Annotated in this window: 25 protein-coding genes and 2 tRNA genes; 13 read left to right on the plus strand and 14 right to left on the minus strand. The window is 66.9% G+C overall.

All coding sequences use genetic code 11. The features are described from left to right. Positions 1 to 38 precede the first annotated feature (38 nt). Genes LQZ85_RS09255 through LQZ85_RS09265 form a run of 3 tightly spaced genes read left to right on the plus strand, consistent with a single transcriptional unit; the run spans position 39 to position 3,213 of the window. Complete coding sequence (locus LQZ85_RS09255) at positions 39 to 1,112, plus strand: mechanosensitive ion channel domain-containing protein (RefSeq protein WP_056278698.1); 1,074 nt, start codon at positions 39 to 41, stop codon at positions 1,110 to 1,112. Then, positions 1,067 to 1,558, plus strand: coding sequence for a globin (locus tag LQZ85_RS09260; RefSeq protein WP_222839269.1), 492 nt, complete (start codon positions 1,067 to 1,069; stop codon positions 1,556 to 1,558). Before LQZ85_RS09255 ends, LQZ85_RS09260 begins: the two co-directional genes overlap by 46 nt. Further along, a complete protein-coding gene (locus tag LQZ85_RS09265; protein ID WP_056278697.1) occupies positions 1,555 to 3,213 on the plus strand; it encodes an FAD-binding dehydrogenase in 1,659 nt (552 codons plus the stop codon). Before LQZ85_RS09260 ends, LQZ85_RS09265 begins: the two co-directional genes overlap by 4 nt. Positions 3,214 to 3,225: 12 nt before the next feature. On the opposite strand, the gene LQZ85_RS09270 is transcribed toward LQZ85_RS09265, so the two are convergent. Continuing rightward, entirely contained in the window at positions 3,226 to 3,891 is a 666-nt protein-coding gene (locus LQZ85_RS09270) for a hypothetical protein (protein WP_056278696.1), read from the minus strand. 51 nt (positions 3,892 to 3,942) lie between these two features. Here LQZ85_RS09270 and LQZ85_RS09275 point away from each other — a divergent pair, with 51 nt between their 5' ends. Further along, entirely contained in the window at positions 3,943 to 4,830 is an 888-nt protein-coding gene (locus LQZ85_RS09275; RefSeq protein WP_056278695.1) for an acyl-CoA thioesterase II, read from the plus strand. A gap of 29 nt (positions 4,831 to 4,859) precedes the next feature. Here LQZ85_RS09275 and LQZ85_RS09280 read toward each other — a convergent pair whose 3' ends face one another. The 4 genes from LQZ85_RS09280 to ssb form a co-directional block, all read right to left on the minus strand. Beyond that, positions 4,860 to 5,348, minus strand: a complete 489-nt coding sequence (locus tag LQZ85_RS09280; RefSeq protein WP_056278694.1) for a thioesterase family protein — start codon at positions 5,346 to 5,348, stop codon at positions 4,860 to 4,862. Between the two features lie 7 nt (positions 5,349 to 5,355). Then, positions 5,356 to 7,035, minus strand: coding sequence for an energy-dependent translational throttle protein EttA (gene ettA, locus LQZ85_RS09285; RefSeq protein WP_053096025.1), 1,680 nt, complete (start codon positions 7,033 to 7,035; stop codon positions 5,356 to 5,358). Positions 7,036 to 7,118: 83 nt separating this feature from the next. Then, complete coding sequence (locus LQZ85_RS09290) at positions 7,119 to 7,622, minus strand: hypothetical protein (protein ID WP_072591251.1); 504 nt, start codon at positions 7,620 to 7,622, stop codon at positions 7,119 to 7,121. Between the two features lie 81 nt (positions 7,623 to 7,703). After that, a complete protein-coding gene (gene ssb / locus LQZ85_RS09295) occupies positions 7,704 to 8,249 on the minus strand; it encodes a single-stranded DNA-binding protein (RefSeq protein ID WP_053096024.1) in 546 nt (181 codons plus the stop codon). A 202-nt stretch (positions 8,250 to 8,451) separates the two neighbouring features. Between ssb and LQZ85_RS09300 the strand changes: the two genes are divergently transcribed. After that, positions 8,452 to 8,721 carry a hypothetical protein gene (locus LQZ85_RS09300; RefSeq protein ID WP_053096023.1) on the plus strand — a complete coding sequence of 90 codons (270 nt, stop codon included), beginning with the start codon at positions 8,452 to 8,454 and terminating at the stop codon, positions 8,719 to 8,721. 24 nt (positions 8,722 to 8,745) lie between these two features. On the opposite strand, the gene LQZ85_RS09305 is transcribed toward LQZ85_RS09300, so the two are convergent. Then, positions 8,746 to 8,821, minus strand: a tRNA-Arg gene (locus tag LQZ85_RS09305). Between the two features lie 59 nt (positions 8,822 to 8,880). Here LQZ85_RS09305 and orn point away from each other — a divergent pair. From orn to LQZ85_RS09335, 6 genes are all read left to right on the plus strand, one after another. Further along, positions 8,881 to 9,507: an oligoribonuclease gene (orn, locus tag LQZ85_RS09310; RefSeq protein ID WP_053096022.1), complete on the plus strand. Its 627-nt coding sequence runs from the start codon at positions 8,881 to 8,883 to the stop codon at positions 9,505 to 9,507. Between the two features lie 36 nt (positions 9,508 to 9,543). Then, positions 9,544 to 9,619: transfer RNA gene (locus LQZ85_RS09315), tRNA-His, on the plus strand. A gap of 125 nt (positions 9,620 to 9,744) precedes the next feature. Next, a complete protein-coding gene (locus LQZ85_RS09320; protein WP_056278693.1) occupies positions 9,745 to 10,374 on the plus strand; it encodes a LysE family transporter in 630 nt (209 codons plus the stop codon). A gap of 36 nt (positions 10,375 to 10,410) precedes the next feature. Next, positions 10,411 to 10,758: a metallopeptidase family protein gene (locus LQZ85_RS09325; RefSeq protein WP_230100819.1), complete on the plus strand. Its 348-nt coding sequence runs from the start codon at positions 10,411 to 10,413 to the stop codon at positions 10,756 to 10,758. Further along, positions 10,755 to 11,048, plus strand: coding sequence for an ATP-dependent Clp protease adapter ClpS (gene clpS / locus LQZ85_RS09330; protein ID WP_053096019.1), 294 nt, complete (start codon positions 10,755 to 10,757; stop codon positions 11,046 to 11,048). The genes LQZ85_RS09325 and clpS overlap by 4 nt, the downstream gene beginning before the upstream one ends. After that, complete coding sequence (locus LQZ85_RS09335) at positions 11,045 to 11,536, plus strand: DUF2017 family protein (protein ID WP_056278691.1); 492 nt, start codon at positions 11,045 to 11,047, stop codon at positions 11,534 to 11,536. The genes clpS and LQZ85_RS09335 overlap by 4 nt, the downstream gene beginning before the upstream one ends. 1 nt (position 11,537) lies before the next feature. Here the strand turns inward: LQZ85_RS09335 and LQZ85_RS09340 are convergent, their stop codons facing one another. From LQZ85_RS09340 to gatC, 6 genes are read right to left on the minus strand one after another with little or no spacing between them, the layout of a single operon-like run. After that, a complete protein-coding gene (locus tag LQZ85_RS09340) occupies positions 11,538 to 12,119 on the minus strand; it encodes a hypothetical protein (RefSeq protein WP_157538167.1) in 582 nt (193 codons plus the stop codon). Beyond that, positions 12,103 to 12,420 carry a hypothetical protein gene (locus LQZ85_RS09345; protein ID WP_053096016.1) on the minus strand — a complete coding sequence of 106 codons (318 nt, stop codon included), beginning with the start codon at positions 12,418 to 12,420 and terminating at the stop codon, positions 12,103 to 12,105. Before LQZ85_RS09345 ends, LQZ85_RS09340 begins: the two co-directional genes overlap by 17 nt. 37 nt (positions 12,421 to 12,457) lie before the next feature. Then, positions 12,458 to 13,714 (minus strand): DNA polymerase IV, encoded by a 1,257-nt coding sequence (gene dinB / locus LQZ85_RS09350; protein ID WP_056278689.1) that lies wholly within the window; start codon positions 13,712 to 13,714, stop codon positions 12,458 to 12,460. A gap of 47 nt (positions 13,715 to 13,761) precedes the next feature. After that, positions 13,762 to 15,276, minus strand: coding sequence for an Asp-tRNA(Asn)/Glu-tRNA(Gln) amidotransferase subunit GatB (gatB, locus tag LQZ85_RS09355; RefSeq protein WP_056278688.1), 1,515 nt, complete (start codon positions 15,274 to 15,276; stop codon positions 13,762 to 13,764). Beyond that, entirely contained in the window at positions 15,276 to 16,793 is a 1,518-nt protein-coding gene (gatA, locus tag LQZ85_RS09360) for an Asp-tRNA(Asn)/Glu-tRNA(Gln) amidotransferase subunit GatA (protein ID WP_053096013.1), read from the minus strand. The genes gatB and gatA overlap by 1 nt, the downstream gene beginning before the upstream one ends. Further along, on the minus strand, positions 16,790 to 17,089 hold the full coding sequence (gene gatC / locus LQZ85_RS09365; protein WP_056278687.1) for an Asp-tRNA(Asn)/Glu-tRNA(Gln) amidotransferase subunit GatC: 300 nt from the start codon (positions 17,087 to 17,089) through the stop codon (positions 16,790 to 16,792). Before gatC ends, gatA begins: the two co-directional genes overlap by 4 nt. 67 nt (positions 17,090 to 17,156) lie before the next feature. Between gatC and LQZ85_RS09370 the strand changes: the two genes are divergently transcribed. Further along, entirely contained in the window at positions 17,157 to 18,857 is a 1,701-nt protein-coding gene (locus LQZ85_RS09370; RefSeq protein WP_056278686.1) for a long-chain-fatty-acid--CoA ligase, read from the plus strand. A gap of 47 nt (positions 18,858 to 18,904) precedes the next feature. After that, positions 18,905 to 20,749 (plus strand): DEAD/DEAH box helicase, encoded by a 1,845-nt coding sequence (locus LQZ85_RS09375; RefSeq protein ID WP_056278685.1) that lies wholly within the window; start codon positions 18,905 to 18,907, stop codon positions 20,747 to 20,749. A gap of 103 nt (positions 20,750 to 20,852) precedes the next feature. Here the strand turns inward: LQZ85_RS09375 and LQZ85_RS09380 are convergent, their stop codons facing one another. Then, positions 20,853 to 21,329 carry a hypothetical protein gene (locus LQZ85_RS09380; RefSeq protein WP_056278684.1) on the minus strand — a complete coding sequence of 159 codons (477 nt, stop codon included), beginning with the start codon at positions 21,327 to 21,329 and terminating at the stop codon, positions 20,853 to 20,855. After that, positions 21,326 to 23,641: an NAD-dependent DNA ligase LigA gene (ligA, locus tag LQZ85_RS09385; protein ID WP_056278683.1), complete on the minus strand. Its 2,316-nt coding sequence runs from the start codon at positions 23,639 to 23,641 to the stop codon at positions 21,326 to 21,328. Before ligA ends, LQZ85_RS09380 begins: the two co-directional genes overlap by 4 nt. Positions 23,642 to 23,672: the final 31 nt, after the last annotated feature.

Genomic DNA, 23,672 nt, shown 5'->3' on the forward strand with positions numbered 1-23,672 from the left:
CCAGCCCGCGCAGAGGCCTGATCGCTACTCTGGAGGGGATGATGCAGCCATTCGATACGAACCCTGACCCTGCAGAGACCCCACTCCCCGACTGGTGGATGGATGCTGTCACCGTGCTCCGGGACGTGGGCCTCCAAGCTCTCGGGGTCGTCGCGATCATCGGCGGCTGCATCCTGATCGGTCTGGTCCTCCGAGTGGTCATCCGACGCGTCGTGCACCGGATCGTCGACAGTGCGAAGAGCAAGGCAGACGTCGACGACACCCAGGCCCTCGAGCGATCTCCGCTCGCCGACATGCGCCTCGTGCAGCGGACGCGAACTCTCGGGACGATCCTGCAGAACATCGTCAATGTGATGCTCGTGGTGATCGCGATCGTGCTGGTGGTCAACCATCTGTCCCCCACCCTGCTCGGTTCCCTCACCCTGCTCACTGCGGCGGTCGGCGCGGGCCTCGGCTTCGGCGCTCAGAACATCGTCAAGGACGTGCTGAACGGCATGTTCATCGTCGCGGAGGATCAGATCGGCATCGGCGACGTCGTCGATCTCGGTCTCGCGTCAGGCGTCGTCGAGTACGTGAGTGTGCGCATCACCCAGGTCCGTGATGTGAACGGCACCCTCTGGTACGTCCGGAACGGCGAGGTGCTCCGCATCGGCAACATGTCCCAGGGTTGGGCGCGCGCGATCATCGACGTCGGTGTGCCCGTCGACTCGGACTTCGACAAGGCCGAGCAGACCATGTTGGACACCGCGCTGGCGCTGGCCAAGGATCCGAAGTGGCGAACTCGCATCGTCGAGAAGCCGGAGCTGTGGGGTCTCGAGTCGATCGACGGCGACGCCCTGGTCATCCGTCTCGTGATCAAGGCTCGCGCGAACGCCAAGGACGACGTGGCGCAGGAACTGCGCAAGCGTCTGCGGTCGGCCCTGCTCGAGAACGAGATCGCGCTCCCGAGCATGACGACGGTCGTGCCCACCGGTCTCGACGGTGCACGCCGGGTTCGGGGTGCGAATCCGCCCAAGACCCGTCCGAACGCGGTCACCGGCGTGCCTGCGATCCCGGACAGGGGAATCTGGCGACGCAAGAAGACGAACGACGACGGGAGCCCCCAGAAGTGACTTTCTACGACGAGGTCGGCGGTCGCGACACCTTCGCGAAGATCGTGTCGGTCTTCTACCGCGAGGTCGCACTCGATCCTGTCCTGAAGCCGATGTATCCCGAAGAGGATCTCGGCCCCGCCGAGGAACGCCTGCTCCTGTTCCTCGAGCAGTACTGGGGCGGCCCCACGACGTACGGCGAGACTCGTGGCCACCCCCGCCTCAGGATGCGCCACATGCCGTTCCACGTCGACCCCGACGCGCGTGACCGGTGGCTCCGGCACATGCGAACGGCCGTGGACGAGGCGGAGTTGTCGCCACTCCACGAATCGACGCTCTGGGACTACCTGGAACGAGCCGCGTATGCCATGGTGAACACATTCGAGCCGTCCGGCATCGGCGCACCCTCCGCCGGGCGTCCCACGCTCGAGACGCGATCACGTCAGGAATCAACGGAGAGCACATGACGACCACGCCCCTGTCTGCAGACGTACTGGTCATCGGATGGGGGCTTGCCGGGCTCGTCGCGGCGAGTGAGGCGTTGGATGCCGGGCGTCGCGTGATCCTCGTCGACCAGGAGCCGCGCACGAATCTCGGCGGGCAGGCGTGGTGGTCGTTCGGCGGACTCTTCTTCATCGATTCGCCCGAGCAGCGACGGATGGGGATCCGGGATTCGCTCGCGCTGGCGACCCAGGACTGGTTCGGAACGGCCTCCTTCGACCGCCCGGAGGATCACTGGCCGCGCCGGTGGGCCGAGGCCTACCTCCAGTTCGCGGCCGGTGAGAAGCGCGCGTGGCTGCGCGAACGCGGCGTCACGTTCTTCCCCGTGGTCGGATGGGCCGAGCGAGGCGGATACGGTGCACTCGGTCCGGGCAACTCGGTTCCGCGATTCCACATCACCTGGGGCACCGGCCCCGGTGTCGTGGCTCCGTTCGCCGCAGCAGTCGAACAGGGTGAGCGCGAGGGCCGGATCACGATCCTGCCCCGCCACCGGGTGACCGAACTCGTCACCACCGACGGAGCCGTCACCGGCGTACGGGGAACGATCCTGGAGTCGAGCCCCGCGCTTCGCGGCGTCGAGTCGTCACGGTCCGCGATCGGCGACTTCGAGATCAGCGCCGGAGCGACGATCGTCTCCTCGGGCGGCATCGGCGGCAACCACGATCTCGTGCGTGCGGCATGGCCTGCGAGCCTCGGCGTGCCGCCCGAGCACATGCTGACGGGGGTGCCCGCGTACGTGGACGGATCGATGCACGCCGTCTCGGACGCGGCGGGGGCTCGCCTCGTGAACGGTGACCGGATGTGGCACTACGTCGAAGGCATCACGAACTGGGATCCGGTCTGGCCGTCCCACGGCATCCGCATCCTCCCCGGACCCTCGTCGCTGTGGCTCGATGCCACGGGGACGCGATTGCCTGTCCCCCTGTTTCCTGGCTTCGACACGCTGGGCACGCTCGCCCACCTCCGCCGCACCGGCTACGACCACTCGTGGTTCATCACCTCTCGTCAGATCGTCGAGAAGGAGTTCGCCCTCTCGGGAAGTGAGCAGAACCCCGACCTGACGGGCAAGGACGTCGGTCTGCTGGTGAAGTCCCGACTGGCGAAGGGACCGACCGGCCCGGTGCAGGCATTCCTCGACGAGGGTGCGGACTTCATCGTCGAGAACGATCTCGAGTCCCTGCTCGAGCAGATGAAGCGGCATCCCGGCGGCGAATCGCTCGACATCGACCACGTCCGACGGGAGGTCGTGGCGCGCGACCTGGAGATGGACAACGAGTTCTCGAAGGACGCCCAGATCGGCATGCTTCGCTCCATGCGCGGATATCGTGGCGACAGGCTGATCCGCACCGCCGCACCGCACCGGCTCCAGGATCCGGCAGCAGGTCCGCTCGTCGCTGTGAAACTGCACGTCCTCACGCGGAAATCACTCGGCGGAATCAATACCGATCTCGACGGCCGTGCTCTCGGAGCCGACGGCGAACCGATCCCCGGTCTGTATGCCGCGGGCGAGGCGAGCGGCTTCGGCGGCGGCGGGATGCACGGCTACCGCGCGCTCGAGGGCACGTTCCTCGGCGGATGTCTCTTCTCGGGTCGTCAGGCCGGGCGCGCTGCCGCGCGGTGAGCTCGTACGCGTCTACTGTGCGGAGCCCGTACCCCTGACGGCGGTCAGGCCCGACGCGACCGGGCCTCGGGAGAGAACGTGTCCGCGACGGAAGGCGAGCCGAGTCCATCGCCCCGATTGCATGACCGGAACGTCCTCCTCGCCGGAGATGAAGCCGAACGCGTCCGCCGCGAATGCCACTCCGCGCGGCAGACCGCCGAGATCGTCATCGGGCTCGCCCCAGATGGCCGCACGGAGGGCTCTGACCGCCTCCTCGCCCGCGCCCGGCGTCGCTCCACGAGCAACGGCGCTGATCCCCCACTGGGCGCGTCGGGCGATCACGGATGCCGTCAGAGTCGACGTCGCCTGCCAGTGGCCGCGCGGCGGGGCGACCCCGGCCCACGCGGGTGAGAGCCCGGTCTCCGGCAGTGTCAGGGCGCGCTCGTCGTCCGTCGCTGTGAGCGCGGCGACGACGACGTCGCACTCGAGCTCGGGGTCCGCCTGGACGACTCGCATCGCCAGCACGGTCGGAGTCTGATCGAACAGGCCGTGAGGAGAGAGCGCGGCGCCCGTCAGCGCGAGGACTCCCCTCGCTGCCTGCAGCCGAACCCCTTCATCGGAGATGCGGCTCGCTCGTCCGAGGAAGGTCAGAACGTCCTTCGCGGTCTCGGCGTCTGCGAGAAGAAGCTGGTGGGGCACACCCTCTAAACTAGCAACGCCAGAAGCATCCGCAGTCGCGGGAAGGAAGTCATGACCGCCGACGCCCACGCGATCCGCACCGTCGAACAACTCCTCGACGTGCTCGATCTCGACTCGACGCAGGCACGCACCACCGAGGACATCTTCACCGGTTCGTCGCATCCGATGCCGTCCGGACGGATCTACGGTGGCCAGGTGCTCGCGCAGAGCCTGCTCGCCGCGGAGCGCACGCTTCCGGAGGATCGGGCCGTCCACTCCATGCACGGCTACTTCCTGCGGCCGGGCGACGCGAGTCAGGGAATCACGATCGCCGTGGATCGCATCCACGACGGGCGATCCTTCTCGACTCGCCGATCACAGGCCTATCAGAACGGCGTACCGATCTTCTCGATGATCGCGTCCTTCCAGGACGAGGATCCGGGACTCGAGCATGCCGTCCCCATGCCCGCCGATGTCCCCGGTCCCGACTCCTTGCTCCCCGATGAGCAGCGCGTCGACGGTCTGCCGTCCGGCGTCGTGCGGATGCTCAGTGATCGCGCGGCCGACGTGCGCCATATCGACTCGCCTCTGTTTCTGCCGAGCGCAGACGACCGCGTCCCTCAACAGGGTGTGTGGATGCGCATGAAGGCGCCGCTTCCCGATGACCAGCGCATCCACAGGGCGGCTCTCGCATACCTGAGCGACATGACGATCCAGGAATCGATCCTCCGGGCCCATGGCGTCTATTGGGGCCTGCCCGGGCTCAAGGTGGCGAGCCTGGACCACGCGATGTGGTGGCACCGTCCCGCACGTGTCGACGAGTGGTTGCTCTATCTTCAGGAGTCTCCGAACGCGCGCGGCGGCCGTGGACTCGCCCAGGGACGCATCTACACGCAGTCGGGCGACCTCGTCGCCTCGGTCGCGCAGGAGATCATGGTCAGGGTGCCCGCACCGGCGTGATCCGGCCGGCGCCGACGAGTCAGCTCACCTCACCGGTGGGCGTACTCGATGGACGGTCCGACGTACGGTTCCCAGGCCTCGCGCATCTCCTGCGTGAGCCGCGTGGGTCGTCCGGTCTTCGCATCGACGAGCACGATGATGGCGGTGGAGCGCGCATAGATCGTGCGAGGTTCCGCCGTGGGGTCGTTGTGCACCTCGTAGCAGACCTCGACGCTGGAGCCGCCGAGCTTGCCGAACCACATCTGCACTTCGAGCGGGCGCCGTTGATACGGCACCGGTGCGAGATACTCGATCTCCTGACGAGCGATGAGCGTCAGCGTTCCCTCGTCGATGCCTGAGTCGAGCACAGCGGTGGATGGCGCCTGCTCACCGGGACCCGCACGCCAGAACGCGCGTACGCGCGCCTCCTCGAGGAGCTTCAGCATCGAGGTGTTGTTGACGTGATTGAAGGCGTCCAGATCCCCCCAGCGGAGGTGGATCGGGATGTGCAGCCGGGATCCCGGTGTCAGGTCGGACATCGGGCGGTCAGTCGCGCGTGAGCTTGCGGTGCGTCGAGCGGTGCGGCTTCGCCGCGTCTGCACCGAGGCGCTGGATCTTGTTCTCCTCGTACGCCTCGAAGTTGCCCTCGAACCAGTACCACTGGTCGGGCTTCTCGTCGGTACCCTCGTACGCGAGGATGTGCGTCGCGATGCGGTCGAGGAACCACCGGTCGTGGGTGATCACGACTGCACAGCCGGGGAACTCGAGCAGCGCGTTCTCGAGGGAGCTCAGCGTCTCGACGTCCAGGTCGTTGGTGGGCTCGTCGAGCAGCAGCAGGTTGCCGCCCTCTTTCAGGGTGAGGGCCAGGTTCAGTCGGTTGCGCTCACCACCGGAGAGCACACCGGCCTTCTTCTGCTGGTCCGGTCCCTTGAAGCCGAACTTCGAGACGTACGCGCGCGAGGGGATCTCCGTCTTGCCCACGGTGATGAAGTCGAGCCCGTCGGAGACGACCTCCCACAGCGTCTTGTCCGGGTCGATGTTCGACCGGGACTGGTCGACGTAGCTGATCTTGACCGTCTCACCGATCTTGAGATCGCCCGCGTCGAGCGGCTCGAGGCCGACGATCGTCTTGAACAGCGTCGTCTTACCCACACCGTTCGGGCCGATCACGCCGACGATGCCGTTCGGCGGAAGGCTGAAGCTGAGGCCGTCGATGAGCGAACGCCCGTCGAACCCCTTCTTCAGGTTCTTCGCGTCGATGACGACACTCCCGAGTCGGGGACCCGCCGGGATCGTGATCTCCTCGAAGTCCAGCTTCCTGGTCCGCTCTGCCTCGGTCGCCATCTCCTCGTACCGCGCGAGACGTGCCTTGGACTTGGTCTGACGGCCCTTCGCGCTCGACCGCACCCACTCGAGCTCCTCCTTGAGGCGCTTGGCGAGCTTGGCGTCCTTCTTGCCCTGGATCTCGAGGCGTTCGCCCTTCTTCTCCAGATAGGTCGAGTAGTTGCCCTCGTACCCGATGAGCCGACCACGGTCGACCTCGGCGATCCACTCGGCGACGTGGTCGAGGAAGTACCGGTCGTGGGTGATCGCGATCACCGCGCCCTTGTACGCCTGCAGGTGCTGTTCGAGCCAGAGCACGCTCTCGGCGTCCAGGTGGTTGGTGGGCTCGTCGAGCAGCAGAAGATCGGGCTTCTGGAGCAGGAGCTTCGCCAGCGCGACTCGGCGCTTCTCTCCACCGGAGAGAGGCGCGATGGCGGCATCGGCCGGCGGCGTGCGGAGGGCGTCCATCGCCTGCTCGAGCTGCGAGTCGAGGTCCCAGCCATCGGCTGCATCGATCTCTTCCTGCAGTGTGCCCATCTCGGCCAAAAGCGAGTCGAAGTCCGCATCCGGGTCGGCCATCAGCATCGAGATCTCGTTGAAGCGGTCGACCTTCGCCTTGATGGCGATGCCGTCCTGGATGTTCTCGATGACGGTCTTGCTCTCGTCGAGCTCGGGCTCCTGCATCAGGATCCCGACGGAGAAGCCGGGAGACAGCTTCGCCTCGCCGTTGGACGGCGTGTCCATGCCGGCCATGATCTTGAGGATCGTCGACTTGCCGGCGCCGTTCGGACCCACCATGCCGATCTTGGCACCGGGGAGGAATGCCATGGTGACGTCATCGAGGATGAGCTTGTCGCCCACCGCCTTGCGCGCACGAACCATCGAGTAGATGTACTCAGCCACCGAAAACCGCTCCTTCTGTTGGCGTCGAAGATCGACACTCCAGCCTACCGGCGATCGCAGGGCTCGCTACCGGAGCCGCCGTATCACCAGTCGATTGCCCGCGTCGCACCGACGAGACAGCGCCCCTCTGCGAGCTGGGGCATCACGACGGCGACGGGCTCGCCGGTCGACGGTCCCACCTGACCGACGAGGCACTCCGCGTCGCCCCAACGCACCGCGAACTGCAGGCTCTCGACCGGGTTTCCGACCGTCGTGACGTCTGCGGTCACCTGCATGGCGGCCTTGTCGAAGCCGGCCGCCGTCAGGGCATCGATATACGCGCGGCCGGAAACCCTCTGCTCGGATGCCCATACGCCGTCGGTCACGGCTGCGAAGAGCGGGAGGTTGTCCTCCGCACTGCCGTCCGCCACGAACACGGGACCTGCCGGAGATGCCGACGGCCCCGGCGACGCAGCGGCGTCGGTCGGACCCGGTGCCGGTGCGGGCGAGGCTGTCGGACCGCACGCCGTCAGCAGCAGCACCAGAGTCGTGCCGATGCCGACTGCGATCGCTGAACGCGGTGCGGAGGAGTCCGGTCGTCGAAGCACGAACCGAGTCTACGGGCGTCCTCCTCCGCACGCGTCCGGCTCACCACGATCGAGTGCGTCGGACGCAGTCCTCACCCGCCCTCAGGACGCACCGGACCCTGAGGGGAACGAACCCACGAGGTCGCTGCCTGATCCCGCAGGCTCGGCGTCGTTCGCGGCCCACGACGTGTCGATGTCCTTCATCTCATCGCTCGAGCCCAGGCTCCCCGCGTCGTCGCTGACCGCATCCGACGGCGCCGCGCCACCTCGCGGAGGCGCGTCGACGGTCGATCTGGAACTACGGCGATACGCGGTCGTGCCCCAGCGGAGGTCGTGGCCGATCGCATCCGCGTCGATGTCGACGCTGGTCCCCTGCTTGCCGTTGTTCTCCCAGGCGCGGATCTTCATCCTCCCGGTGACGATCACGCTGTCGCCCGCCCGCAGCGAGGCCTTGGCATGCTCTCCCAACTGGCGAAAAGCCGCGACCGAATACCAGTTCGTGACCACGTCGATCCAGGTCCGCGTCGATTCGTCGAACCGCCTGTGAGTGCTGGCGAGTCGGAAGTTCGTGACAGGGATCCCGCTGGTCGTGCGCCCCTGGGTGGGATCGGTCGCAACGTTTCCCACGATCGTCACTGTGTCGTACATGTTCGCTCCTCTGTGCCCGGAACGTGCGTCCGGCTCGCTACAGAGTGCGCTCCGGCGGTGCTTCCTGCGCACGCGGAACACCAGATCCTGAACAACCAGAATCGACGTCCGCATGTGCAGAAGAACTGCGCTTGCCGCCGCCTCACGCCACCCGCGCAATGTCGGTGGTCGGTCATACGTTCGAATCAGGAAAGGAGATTCGATGTCCGCCACCCTGATCACGTCCGTCCCCGAGGTTCCCCACGCGACGCCGCGGCTGTCGGCGAAGAAGGAGCACCTTGTGCGCGCCTCAGCCCATCTCTGGCGGGTGCAGGACGCGAAGGACCGGGTCCTCGGGCATCTGCGCCTCGTCCCGGATCCCCTCGGGGTCAGGTATCGGGCGGAACGCCTCCACCTCGCCACGTCGTCTTTCCGACTCGTCGGAGACTTCTGGAGCGCAGACGATGCGGTGGCCGCGCTGCGGAACGGATGAGCCTCCGCACACGTGCCCAGGCGATGGTGCCCCCGGCAGGATTCGAACCTGCGACCAAGAGATTAGAAGGCTCCTGCTCTATCCCCTGAGCTACGGAGGCGCACAGAACTACCGTACCGCGCCCGACTCGGATGTCGGAGCCGTCGATAGGATGGCGACATGGTATCTGCCTCAGAGAACGACCGCCTCGTCTGGATCGACTGTGAGATGACCGGTCTCGATCTCTCCGTCGACGAGCTCGTCGAGATCGCCGTCGTCATCACTGATTTCGAACTGCGTCCGGTCGATCCCGGCTTCCAGATCGTGATCCGCCCGAGCGACGCAGCACTCGAGAACATGAACGACTTCGTGACGAAGATGCACGAGTCCTCCGGGCTGATCACAGAGATCCCGCATGGCGTCTCGCTGGCCGAGGCCGAGGAGCAGACCCTCGCCTACATCAAGCGGTTCGTCCCCCTCGAACGCAAGGCTCCGCTCGCAGGCAACACCATCGGCACCGACCGCATGTTCCTGGCGAAGTACATGAGCCAGGTGGACCAGTGGCTGCACTACCGCAACGTCGACGTCTCCAGCATCAAGGAGTTGTCGCGGCGGTGGTACCCGCGGGTGTTCTTCCAGGCGCCGGCGAAGGACGGCGGACACCGCGCCCTCGCGGACATCCTCGAGTCGATCCGCGAGCTGCGGTACTACCGTGAGGCGGTCTTCGTCGACGAGCCCGGACCGTCGAGTGACGACGCTCGCGACATCGCCACTCGCACCGTGTCAGAGTTCACCCCGAACATGTAATAGACTCGTCTGGTTGCCAATCGCGATTGGCACATGGTGGGTATAGCTCAGCTGGTAGAGCGCTGGCTTGTGGTGCCGGATGTCGCGGGTTCGAGTCCCGTTACTCACCCCACTCAGAAGAAGGTCCGAGTCGAGAGACTCGGACCTTCTTCTGTTCTCCTCGTCGGATGACGCCGCGGTCCTGAAGCCCAGGCGGCGGTGATCGAGAGCACGCTGAGCTGCCCCTAGGATTGCGGGGTGTCGCTCGCCGTGTGGTTCTCGCTTCTGACCGCCTGCGTGGTGATCAGCTTCACGCCGGGCGCCGGTGCCATCAACACGATGTCGAACGCTCTGAGTCAGGGCTGGCGCCGATCGATCTGGGGCATCCTCGGGCAGCAGCTGGCTCTCGTCCTCCATGTCGTGATCGTCGCCGCGGGCCTGGGGCTTCTCGTCTCGCAGTCCGAAGTCCTCTTCAACGTGATCAGGTATGCCGGCGCGGCGTACCTGGTCTTCCTCGGAATCCGACTGATCCTCACGAGGCCTCGACGTGCCGCCGATGACGACGGGACGGTCGTCGACCTGCACGAGGGCCACTGGTCGATGATCAGACGCGGATTCTGGGTCAACCTACTCAATCCCAAGGCGATCGTCTTCTTCCTCGCCTTCATCCCGCAGTTCATCCGACTGGACGAGCCCCAACTCCCCCAGTACCTCACTCTCATCGGCACCGTCATCATCGTCGACATCGTGGTGATGTGGGGATTCTTCGCCACAGCGGCCGGGCCGTTCCGCAGGCTCACGAGATCCTCGCGAGGGCAGCGGACGCTCAACAGTGTCTTCGGCGTCCTCTTCATCGCCGTCGCGGGCCTCCTCGTCTTCCTCCACTGACGCGCAGCTCCCCCAGCCGGCAATAGGCTGGAGCTGATGGAGATGGATGCAGCGGACTTCGAAGAGCTCGTGATCGACGAGCTCGATCGCCTGCCCGACGAGATGGTCGACGGGCTGGAGAACGTGGTGTTCGTCGTCGAGGATCGTCCGGAGGATGGAAGCCTCGACCTGCTCGGACTCTATGACGGCTTGGCCCTGACGGAGCGCACGCAATACGGCTCCGGGGAGCTCCCGGATCGGATCGTCGTCTATCGCGAGTCTCATCTGGCCGCCTGCGACACCGATGACGAGCTTCGCGACGAGATCCATACGACCCTCGTGCACGAGATCGCGCACTTCTACGGCATCGACGACGAGCAGCTCCACACGCTGGGCTCGGCATGAGTCCCCTCGCTACACCTGACATCGACGAACAGCTCGATCTCTCGGCCGCCCCGCTCGAGCCCTGGGAGGTCGTCGTGTGGAACGACCCGGTGAATCTGATGAGCTACGTCGTGCGGGTCTTCCGCACCTATTTCGGATATTCGCTCGAGCGAGCCACGATGCTGATGCGACAGGTGCACCACGACGGTCAGGCCATCGTCGCTACGGGCCCGCGCGAGACGATGGAGGTGCACGCGCAGGCGATGCACGACTACGGCCTCTGGGCGACCGTCCGAAAGGCTTCGAGGTGACCGACCTGACCGTACGGGTGCGGATGGCCCGCGTCGAGGGTGCGCAGCTGGTGCACCTGGTCGACGACTTCCGTGAACTCGTGGGAGCGAACCGCGACGTCGAGGATCCCGCGATCGGTCGCCTGATTCCAGACCCCTATCCCGAAGACGAAGACTCGTCGCGCGCGTTCCGTGACGCGACCCGAGACGATCTCTTGGATCGACGCGCTCTGGACGCGGACATCGTCCGTACCGCACTCGCCGGGATGCGCGGGGACCTCGGCGACATGCCCCGGGACGAAGCCTTCGCAGAGCACGATCTCGACATCCCCCTGTCTGATGTCGACGCGTGGATGCGCACGCTCACCGCCCTCCGACTCGTCATCGCCGAGCGTCTCGGGATCCAGAACGATGACGATCATGATCCCGACGACCCGAGGTACGGTGTCTACGACTGGCTCGGATATCGTCTCGAGCTGACTGTCGAAGCGGCGGACCGCCTCCTCTGAGCTACGGCACTTCGACGACCCTGGTCGCCAGGGAGCGGGGATCATCGCGCGCGATGTGATCGCTTTCCTGCCGCGCCCACTGCTCCCAATGAGGCCGGTACGTCTCCCCATCCCGCGCCAGAGCCCGCGCCTTGCGGCCGGTTTCGGCGGACTCGATCCAGACGCGCACGTCCGCGATCGCCGCGGTGGCCGGGGTCAGTATCCCGCTCCCCTCGATGAGCACGCCCAGCGAGGGGTCTACCGCGTGAGTCTCAGCCTCGGCGCCCTTCGCCCAGTCCCAGCGTCGCCACTCCCCGAGGTACCCGCGACCATGCGGACGCAGAATACCGTTCAGTGCTCGCTCCACTCCGTCGCTGAGGCCGTCCCAACCGGGGTAGATGGAGTCGAGAGCGACGAGCTGCACCCGTCCGGCGATCGGCCAGCGCTGGACGAGCATCCGGGCGAGAGTCGTCTTACCGGCACCGCTGCGACCGTCGATGAGGACGACCGGATTGGCCGCAGACAGCATCCGGATGTCCTCGACGATCTGGGTCGCTGCGCGCTCGAGCGCGACAGCGACCGGGTCGTCACTTCTTGAGTGCACGGATGATGCGAGAGAGCGCGCGCCCGGTGACCCAGATGAACGGCACGGCGACGACGAGCAGCGTCACGATGTTGGGCTCGAATCGGAGTCCCTCCTCGCGGCGGACGTAGACGCCGACCGGCACGGAGACACCTCCGCCACCACCGCCTTCGGCGCCGTCACCGCTGCCTCCGCCGAAGCCGGAGTAGGTGAAAGCGACAGGAGTGATGCTCACTCCATCGACATCCTGCTGTTCGCCGTACGCGCTCTTCACGCCGAACGCGGCGGCCTGCTTTCCGAGTTCCAGTGCAATGTTGGGCATGGCTCCACGCTAGTCCAGGAATCGTCCGCGACAAGCGTCAATCCAGTCCATGGGCCTTGGGATGCTGGGCAGCGCCGCGGCCGTCACCGCGCCCTATGTGGCGCGCTCGACTGATCGTGGCGCTCCCGAACCGTGCCACGGCGTCGTCGACCGCGCCCTCGACGCGTCGCCAGTCCTCATCGTCGTCCCACAGGCCGAACCCGCCACCGCCGGCGGGGCGCAGCTTCTCTGCGCGCACCCCGACGAGCCGCACAGGATCGCGTCGCTCGATCTGATCGAAGAGCGTCTGAGCCGCTTCGCCGATGCGCTGCCCCACCGCGGTGGGTTCCGGGAGCGTCTGTGAACGGCTGATGGTGCGGAAGTCGTCGAACCTGATCTTGATGGCGACGGTCGAGGTCTCCCACTCTGCTTTCCGCAGACGCGCCGCGACGCGGTCCGCGAGGCGCAGCAGCTCAGCCCTGAGGAACGATCGGTCCATGATGTCCGTGTCGAACGTCTCCTCGTGCCCGATGCTCTTCTCCACCCGCTCGGTCTCGACTGCACGGGGGTCCTCCCCGCGGGCGAGTTCCGAGAGCCGAGCGCTCAGAGCCGGTCCGACGGCACGGTCGAGAATCGCCTGCGACGAGGTGCGGATGTCCCGCACTGTGCGAATTCCTCGTCCCTCCAGCGCTTCGGCGGCTTTCGGGCCCACACCCCACATCGCACGCACTGGGCGCGGATCGAGGAAGTCCTGGGTTTCCGATGCGGCGATGACCAGCATCCCGTCAGGTTTCGAGATCGTCGAGGCCATCTTCGCCACATGCTTGGTCGCAGCGACGCCGACGCTGCAGGTGATCCCGACCTCTTCTCTGACTCGCTCGCGAACGAGGTACGCGATTCTCGCAGGGCTCCCCCACAGACGTCGGACGCCCCGCACATCGAGAAACGCCTCGTCGACAGAGAGCGGCTCGACGAGAGGCGTGAACGACTCGAAGATCGCCATGACCTGTCGCGAGACGGCGTGGTATCGATGGAAATGCGGAGGGACGATGCGCGCAGAAGGACACAGGCGCAGAGCCTGAGAGACCGGCATAGCTGCGCGAACGCCGTAGCGACGAGCCTCGTACGAGGCGCTCGACACCACCGAGCGACCGTCAGGCGCTCCGATGATCAACGGCAGTCCTCGCAGGCTCGGATCATCGAGCACCTCGACGGCCGCGTAGAACGCATCCATATCGACGTGCAGGATGCTCGTGCCGGTGTCGTCGGCATCCGCGGACGACACGATGCGCCCTCTGCCGTCACCGTGACCCATGACACCATTCTCCCCCGGGCCTCGGACATGAGGCCCGGGGGAACCGGTTACTGCGCAGCGCGCTCGAGGACGAGTTCGCGGACACGGGCGGCGTCCGCCTGGCCCTTCATCGCCTTCATCACAGCGCCGATAACGGCCCCGGCGGCCTGGACCTTTCCGTCCTTGATCTTGGCCAGCACATCGGGCTGCGCTGCGAGTGCGTCGTCGATCGCTGCGATCAGCGCACCGTCATCCGAGACGACCGCGAGTCCGCGGCCGTCGACGACCTCCTGAGGCGTGCCCTCGCCCGCAATGACGCCCTCGAGCACCTGACGCGCGAGCTTGTCTGTGAGCGTTCCGGCGTCGACGAGTTTCTGCAGGGCCGCGACGTTCTTGGGCGAGACCAGCTCGGTGACGTCCTTCTCCTGTGAGTTGGCGAGGCGCGTGATCTCGCCCGTCCACCACTTCCGGGCCGTCGCCGGAGTCGCGCCGGCGGCGATCGTCGCTTCGACGACCTCCAGCAGCCCTCCATTGCGCACGTCCTGGAACTCCAGGTCCGTGAAGCCCCACTCGGCCATCAGACGGCGTCGACGGGCGACGGGCTGTTCCGGGAGCTCGGCACGCAGGGCATCGATCAGCTCTGCTGCAGGCTCCACCGGCAGGAGATCGGGCTCAGGGAAGTAGCGATAGTCGTCCGCATCCGACTTCGGACGACCGGGCGAGGTCGTCCCGGTGTCCTCGTGCCAGTGTCGCGTCTCCTGAGTGATGGTCCCGCCATCGGCGAGGATCTGCGCCTGACGCTGGATCTCGTACCGGACGGCACGCTCGACCGAGCGCATCGAGTTGACGTTCTTCGTCTCGGTGCGGGTGCCCAGCTTCTCCTGTCCGCGGGGACGCAGCGACACGTTCGCGTCGCAGCGCAGGTTGCCTCGTTCCAGACGCGCCTCGGAGATCCCGAGGCTGCGCACGATGTCACGGATCGTCGCGACGTATGCCTTGGCGACCTCGGGGGCGCGGTGCTCGGCGCCGAAGATCGTCTTCGTCACGATCTCGACGAGCGGCACACCGGCGCGGTTGTAGTCGACGAGCGAGTATTCGGCTCCCTGGATGCGTCCGGTCGCGCCACCCATGTGGGTGAGCTTGCCGGCGTCCTCCTCCATGTGGGCGCGCTCGATGGGGATCTGCACGATCGTGCCGTCCTCGAGCTCCACCTCGACGGAACCCTCGAACGCGATCGGCTCGTCGTACTGGGAGATCTGGTAGTTCTTGCCGAGATCCGGGTAGAAGTAGTTCTTCCGGGCGAAGCGGCTCGACGGTGCGATCGAGCATCCGAGAGCGAGACCGAGACTGATCGACGAACGGATCGCCGTCTCGTTCACGACCGGGAGCGATCCGGGCAGGCCCAGATCCACCGGCGCGATCAGCGTGTTGGGCTCGGCGGCGTGGTAGAGCTCGTTCGCCGGGTTCGGCGCGTCCGAGAACATCTTGGTGTGCGTGTTGAGCTCGACGTGGACCTCGAACCCGAGCACGGGCTCGTACAGTTCGAGCGCCTTGTCGAAGTCCATGAGCTTGGCGGTGGCCATCAGCGGGTCCCTCCCACGAGCTGGGGTGCACGCGTGAGAAGCGGCGCTCCCCACGAATCGACGAGCAGCGTCTCGACGGCGGCGCCCACCTTGTAGAGTCGCGCATCCTCCCGCGCCGGTGCGATGAACTGGATGCCGACGGGCAATCCGTCTTCCGACGCGAGTCCGCTGGGGACCGAGATGCCGGGAACGCCCGCGAGGTTGACGGGAATGGTCGTGATGTCGTTCAGATACATCTGCAGCGGATCGTCGATCTTCTCGCCGATCTTGAACGCAGTGGTCGGAGCCGAGGGCGTCGCGATGACGTCGACCTCCGCGAAGGCGTTCGCGAAGTCCTGCTGAATGAGCGTGCGCACCTTCTGAGCACTGCCGTAGTACGCGTCGTAGTAGCCGGCCGACAGCGCGTAGGTGCCGAGGATGATGCGTCGCTTCACCTCGTCGCCGAACCCGGCGTCACGCGTGGCGGACATGACGTCCTCGACGGTGGGGGTGCCGTGGGGCGTGACGCGCAGGCCGAAGCGCACCGAGTCGAACTTCGCGAGGTTGCTCGACGCCTCTGCAGGCAGGATCAGGTAGTAGGCCGCGACGCCGTACTCGAAGTGCGGAGCGCCGATCTCGACGATCTCCGCGCCCTGCGCCTCCATCATCGCGAGCGCGCTGCGGAACGATTCCGCGACACCGGGCTGGAACCCGCTGTCCGGCAGCTCTCGGATGACACCGACCTTGAGCCCCTTGAGCACGTCACCGCGCGCGCCCTCACGGGCCGCGTCAGCGAATGAGGGCCACACGTCACGCAAAGACGTGGAGTCCTTCGGGTCGTGCCCGCCGATCGCATCGTGCAGGAGACCCGCGTCGAGCACTGTACGCGTGACGGGTCCGACCTGGTCGAGGCTGGAGGCGAGTGCGATGGCCCCGTAGCGGCTGACGCCGCCGTAGGTCGGCTTGACGCCCACCGTGCCGGTGACATGAGCAGGCTGACGGATCGAGCCGCCGGTGTCGGAGCCGAGTGCCAGCGGAGCCTCGAAAGCGGCGACTGCTGCCGCCGATCCGCCGCCGGAACCGCCCGGGATCCGGTCGAGGTCCCACGGGTTGCGGGTGGGACCGTAGGCGGAGTGCTCTGTCGAGGACCCCATGGCGAACTCGTCCATGTTGGTCTTGCCGAGCGGGATCAGCCCCGCCGCGCGCGAGCGGGCGACGACCGTGGCGTCGTACGGCGAGCGGTAGCCCTCGAGGATCCGCGAGCCGCTCGTCGTCGGCTGGTCGGTCGTCACGAGGACGTCCTTGATCGCGAGCGGCACGCCGGCGATCGGGCCGAGCTGCTCACCCGCCGCACGCTGGGCATCGACAGCGGCGGCCGCCTCGAGCGCACCCTCGTTGATGTGCAGGAAGGCATGAACGTCGCCGTCGACGGCTGCGATGCGGTCGAGGTGAGCGCGAGTGGCCTCGACGCTCGAGATCTCGCGGCTGGCGAGCTTGTCGGCAAGCTCCGCCGCAGTCATGCGGATGATGTCGCTCACAGCTCTTCTCCCAGGATCGCGGTGACGCGGAATCGGCCGTCGGCCTGATCCGGCGCGTTCTGGAGCACCTGCTCGTGTGTGAGGGTCTCGCCCACCACATCGGGACGGTAGACGTTGCTCAGCGGAATCGGATGACTCGTCGCTGCGATGTCGGGGCCTGCGACCTCCGACACCTTCGCGATGTTGTCGACGATGGCATCGAGCTGGCCCGTGAGTCGGGACACCTCGTCGTCGTTGAGCTGGATGCGCGCGAGCACGCCGAGATGACGCACAAGATCAGGGGTGATTTCAGACACGGCCCCAGTCTAGTTGCCGTGCTCACCGGGTCCCTGCAGTCCGGCGAAGCCGCCCTATGCTGGGCGGGTGAGCTCGTACCAGCCTCCTCGCCCATGGATCGCCAGCTATGCCGCAGGCGTCCCGGAAGACCTCTCCCCCGTGTCCGGATCGCTGGTCGACATCGTCGCCGCGTCCGCCCGCGACTACCCGGATGCCCCCGCCCTGCAGTTCTTCGGTCGTGAGACGTCGTACTCAGAACTGCAGAATGCGATCGACCGAGCAGCCGCAGGACTGCGCGACCTCGGCGTGCGGGCGGGCGATCCCGTGGCGATCGTGCTTCCGAACTGTCCGCAGCACATCGTGGCGTTCTACGCGGTGCTCCGTCTCGGCGCCGTCGTCGTCGAGCACAACCCGCTCTACACCCCGCGCGAGCTGCGGAAGCAGTTCGAGGACCATGGCGCGAAGCACGCGATCGTGTGGAACAAGGTCGTCGCCACGGTGCAGGAGTTCCCCGCCGACCTCGCCGTGACGAACCTCATCTCCGTCGATGTGACGCGCGCGATGCCCCTTCTCACTCGTGTGGCGCTGCGGCTGCCGGTGGCGAAGGCCCGTGAGTCTCGCGCCGCTCTGACCGAGAAGGTGCGAGGAACCGTCACCTGGGACTCGCTGGTGCAGTCCGCCCCGATCCCTGCCGCTCATCCGAAGCCCGCCACCGACGACCTCGCGATCATCCAGTACACGTCCGGCACCACGGGAACCCCCAAGGGCGCCGCCCTGACCCACGGCAACCTGCTCGCGAACGCCGCGCAATCGCAGGCATGGGTTCCGTCGATCCAGCGCGGCAAGGGCTGCGTCGTGTACGCGGTGCTGCCGATGTTCCACGCCTACGGTCTCACGCTCTGTCTGACATTCGCGATGTCCATGGGTGCGCGCCTGGTGCTCTTCCCGAAGTTCGATCCGGATCTCGTGCTCGACGTGATGAAGAAGCACCCCGCCACCTTCCTTCCCCTCGTGCCCCCGATCGCCGACCGCCTGCTGTCGGCGGCGAAGGCGAAGGATGTCTCGCTCGACGGCATCGAGGTCGCGATCTCCGGCGCCATGGCTTTGCCGCACGAACTCGTGGTGCCGTTCGAGGCGGCGACGCATGGCTTCCTCGTCGAGGGGTACGGACTCAGCGAGTGCTCCCCCGTGTTGATGGCGAACCCCGTCGCTGACAACCGCGTCCCCGGCACCGTGGGACTTCCTCTTCCGGGAACCGAATGCCGCGTCGTCGATCCCGAGAACCCGACCGTCGACGTTCCTGAGGGATCCGCGGGTGAGCTCCTGGTGCGCGGACCCCAGGTGTTCTCCGGCTACTACGGCAAGCCGGAGGAGACGGAGGCGGTCTTCGTCGACGGCTGGTTCCGCACCGGTGACATCGTGACGGTCGATGAGGCGGGTTTCATCCGGATCGTCGACCGCATCAAGGAGCTGATCATCACCGGCGGCTTCAACGTGGCCCCCACCGAGGTCGAGAGCGCTCTGCGTCAGCATCCTCAGGTCGTGGACGCTGCCGTGGTCGGTCTGCCGAGCGACCACTCCGGCGAGGAGGTCGTCGCCGCGATCGTCGTCGACGCGGGGGCAGACATCGACGTCGAAGCGATCCGCGAGTATGCGCGCAGCATCCTCACGCCGTACAAGGTTCCGCGGCGTCTGTTCATCGTCGACGAGCTGCCCAAATCGCTGATCGGCAAGGTGCTGCGTCGCCAGGTCAAGGAGAGACTGCTCACTCTGACTTCCGGCTCCTGAGGGCGCCCTCACAGGCGCGGAATCCCGCGAAGCGCTACCCTTGGTCAGTGACTCCTGAAGACGCTGTGCCCACCGACGCCCCCGAGACCCCTGGATTCGAGGAGCTCGGCATCACCGGCCCCGTCCTCAAGGCCATCAAGGACCTCGGCTACGAGACCCCCTCCCCCATCCAAGCCGCCACGATCCCGACCCTGCTCTCCGGTCGCGATGTCGTCGGTATGGCGCAGACCGGAACGGGAAAGACCGCGGCATTCGCGCTCCCCGTGCTCGAGCGCCTCGACGTGTCCCAGAAGACCCCGCAAGCTCTCGTGCTGGCTCCGACCCGCGAGCTCGCTCTGCAGGTGTGCGAGGCGTTCGAGTCGTACGCGTCGAAGATGAAGGGCGTCCACGTCCTCCCCGTCTACGGCGGACAGGGCTATGGCGTGCAGCTGTCGGCGCTGCGCCGCGGCGTGCACGTGATCGTCGGCACCCCCGGTCGCATCATGGACCACCTCGCCAAGGGCACCCTCGACCTGTCCCAGCTGCAGTACCTGGTGCTCGATGAAGCCGACGAGATGCTCAAGATGGGCTTCGCCGAAGACGTCGAGCAGATCCTCTCGCAGACGCCCGAGGAGAAGCAGGTAGCCCTCTTCTCAGCGACCATGCCCCCGCAGATCCGCCGACTCGCGCAGAAGTACCTGCGTGAGCCCGAAGAGATCAGCATCAAGTCGAAGACCGCCACCGGCACCAACATCACGCAGCGGTACCTCGTGGTGTCGTACGCGCAGAAGGTGGATGCGCTCACTCGCATCCTCGAGGTCGAGAACTTCGACGGCATGATCGTGTTCGTCCGCACGAAGAACGAGACCGAGACGCTGGCCGAGAAGCTGCGTGCCCGCGGATACTCCGCCGCCGCCATCAACGGCGACGTGCCGCAGGTCCAGCGTGAGCGCAGCGTCAACCAGCTCAAGGCGAGCAAGCTCGACATCCTCGTCGCGACCGACGTGGCCGCTCGCGGTCTCGACGTCGAGCGCATCAGCCACGTCATCAACTTCGACATCCCCACCGACACCGAGTCGTACGTGCACCGCATCGGCCGCACCGGCCGCGCGGGACGCACCGGAGACGCGATCAGCTTCATCACCCCGCGTGAGCGCTACCTGCTCAAGTCGATCGAGAAGGCCACGCGTCAGCAGCCCACTCAGATGCAGCTGCCCAGCCTCGACGACGTGAACACCACGCGCCTCGCCCGCTTCGACGACGCGATCACGACGGCGCTCAGCGATAGCACGCGCATCGAGAAGTTCCGCGACATCATCGACCACTACGTGCGCAACCACGATGTGCCCGAGGCCGATGTCGCAGCTGCGCTCGCTGTCGTCGCCCAGGGCGATACTCCTCTGCTGCTCGACCCGGCCGACGACGCCCTGTCGAAAGCGGTCGAGTACGACAACCGTCCGCCGCGCGAGAGCAACACTCGCGAGCGTCGCGAGACCCGCGAACCGCGCGAGCGCCGTGGGCGCGGCGACTACAAGCCGTACCGCATCGAGGTCGGACGCCGTCACCGCGTCGAGCCCCGTCAGATCGTCGGCGCACTCGCGAATGAGGGCGGCCTGGGTCGTGATGACTTCGGGGCGATCAACATCCGGCCGGACTTCACTGTCGTCGAGTTGCCGGCGAACCTCGACTCGTCCGTCCTGGAGAAGCTGAAGGACACCCGCATCTCGGGTCGGCTCATCGAGATCAAGCCCGACCGTGGGCCTGGAGCCCGTCGTAACGACGGCCCTCGTGACGGCGCCCGCGGTGGGTTCGAGCGCCGCGATGACCGTCCGCGCTACGACCGTGACGACCGTCCTGCTCGCACCGATGAGCGAGGCGAGAAGCCGTTCCGCAAGCCCCGACACAAGGGCTGATCAGCCGTAGAACGCATCGAGCGCGCCGTGCCCGGACGAAAGTCCGGGCACGGCGCGCTCGCGTGCACCGATGGGCAGCCATCCTGAAGGGCCAGCCTGCGCGTCAGGCTCCTGAAGGCCTGTGGCGAGCGAGACGCGCGGCCACGTCGATGAGCTGTTCAGGGCGCGCGAGCAACGCTCTCTGCTCCGGGTTGTCGATGAGATGCTGCAGCAGCCGGTGGGCCCCGTCCACCGTCGGTGTCCAGTACCCGCCGACGTGGTGACGGCTCAGCGGTGCGATCGACGTTTCCCCGTCTGCCAGGAGCTCGACCGCGCCATCCTCAGGGTCGAATCCGAGATCGGACACGGCGAGGAACGTCAGGGCGCCGAGGACGAGCGTGCTCAAGAGGCCGGGCAGACGGAACCGCGTGGTGGGCACGTCGAGGATCACTCGCTGCACCTGGGACCAGGGAATGATTCCCCGGTTCTCTGTGCCGTGGCGGATCAGGAGCGCATCAGGCGTCAGACGCAGGTGGTTGCGGCCCGGGTCTCCCACAGCCATCGCGCCGGAGACGGCGATCAGCGGTCCATATCGCCTCATCCCAGAGCGTCCGGCCCCTCCGTGACGAGGATGTGGAACTGAGCGGCATCGAGGATGCGGATGCCGAGCTCCTCCGCCTTCCCCAGCTTCGACCCCGCTCCGGGACCGGCCGCGACGAAGTCCGTCTTCTTGGAGACGCTCGACGCGGCCTTACCGCCCGCCTTGAGGATGGCCTCCTGCGCTCCATCTCGGGTGTACCCGTCGAGCGAACCGGTCGCGACGACCGTGATCCCGTCCAACACACCGCCCTGGACGACTGCCGCGCCCGGACCGGGATGACCGGGCGTGGCCCACTGGACGCCTGCCTCGGCCCAGCGACGAACGATGTCCTGGTGCCAGTCGACATCGAACCACGCGAGCAAGGAGTCGGCGATGATGCCGCCGACTCCTTCCACAGCGGCGAGCTCGTCGCGAGAGGCCGCGCGGATCGCGTCGAGCGAACCGAACCACTGCGCCAGCGCCCTCGCCGCGACCGGCCCGACGTGACGGATGTTCAGTGAGACGAGCAGCCGCCAAAGGTCCTTGGTCTTCGCCTTCTCGAGTTCCGCGAGCAGAGTCACAGCTTGAGAGGAGGGCTGGGGGCCCTCCAGCCCCGACTTCTTCTCTGTCGCGGTCGGGTTGCGTCGGAATGGCGCCCTCGTCTTCACGAGACCGTCTTCGTCCTCCTTGGGCAGCCCCGTCTCGGCATCGCGCACGACGAGCTCGATCGGCACGATCTCATCGAGCGTCAGCGCGAACAGTCCGGCTTCGGTCTCGAGAGGCGGTGTCGCCGGCGAGGTCGGCTGGGTGAGCGCGGCCGCCGTGACTTCTCCGAGCGCCTCGATGTCGAGGGCGCCCCGCGAACCGATGTGCTCGACACGACCGCGAACCTGGGCCGGACACGAGCGCGCGTTGGGGCAGCGCAGATCGATGTCGCCCTCCTTCATCGGACGCAGCGGCGTGCCGCACTCGGGGCATTCGATCGGCATCACGAACTCCCGCTCGGTACCGTCGCGTTTCTCGACGACCGGACCGAGGACCTCGGGGATCACGTCGCCCGCCTTGCGCAGGACGACGGTATCGCCGATCAGCACTCCCTTGGCCTTCACAACGTCCTTGTTGTGCAGCGTCGCCTGCCTGACGACGCTCCCCGCGACCTGGGCGGGAGCCATCACCGCGAACGGCGTCGCCCTGCCGGTTCGACCCACAGACACGACGATGTCGAGCAGCTTCGTCTGCACCTCTTCGGGCGGGTACTTGTACGCGATCGCCCAGCGAGGCGCCCGACTGGTGGCGCCGAGCTCGTCGTGGAGGGACAGCTCGTCGACCTTGACGACGATCCCGTCCAGCTCGTGCTCGATATCGTGCCGGTGCTCGCCGAAGTACTCGACGAACGCAACCACGTCGTCGATGCTCGTGCACACCCTGGTGTGCGGGCTGGTCGGCAGCCCCCAGTCCGACAGCTTGTCGTAGACCTGACTCTGTGCGGCGACCGGCGGATTCTCCCAGGCCCCGATGCCGTGCACGTACAGCGCGAGCGACTCGATGCGCAGCATCCCCGCCTCGAGTTCGAGCCCGTCCTTCTTGTCGATCTGCTGACGCAGGCCACCACTCGCCGCGTTGCGCGGATTCGCGAACGAGGGGAACCGCCGAGCCGCAGCAGTTCGCGCCTTCTCTTCGTCGAACGGCTTCTTCGCTCCGCTCCGAGCCTCCCAGCGGGCGAGAGCATCGGCGTAGGCCCGGTCGCGGAACTCCGCCTGTGCGGCATTCAGGCGCTCGAAGGCGGCCACGGGAATGAACACCTCGCCGCGCACCTCGACGATGGGAGGGTGACCTTCGCCGCTGAGCTCGAGGGGGATCTCGGGAAGGCGCAGCGCGTTCTCGGTGACGATCTCACCGACGCGCCCATCTCCCCGCGTCGCCGCCGACGTCAGCCGCCCGTTCTCGTAGCGGAGATTGATCGCGAGGCCGTCGATCTTGAGTTCGGTGAGCCAGTCGACAGCTCGCCCCGCAGAGGCGCGCGTCTTGGCGGCCCAATCCCTGAGCTCGTCGATCGAGAACACGTTGTCGAGACTCAGCATCCGCTCCGCGTGCTCGATGGTGGCGAGCCCGGTGGCCTCGGCCGCCCCCACCATCTGAGTGGGCGAGTCCTGACCCTGCAGCTCGGGATGCATCCGCTCCAGCTCTTCGAGCCTGTGCATCCACCCGTCGTAGGTGAAGTCGTCGACGAGTGAAGTGTCGCGCCCGTAGTACGCGTCCTTCGCTTCGAGGATTCGAGTGGTCAGCTCGTCCGCTTCGATACGGGCGTCTTCCAGCGAGATGTTCTCCGGCACCCCGCCAGTCTACGAGCGGGCGCCGACATCG

Source organism: Microbacterium sp. Bi98, assembly GCF_918698045.1.
Classification (GTDB): domain Bacteria; phylum Actinomycetota; class Actinomycetes; order Actinomycetales; family Microbacteriaceae; genus Microbacterium.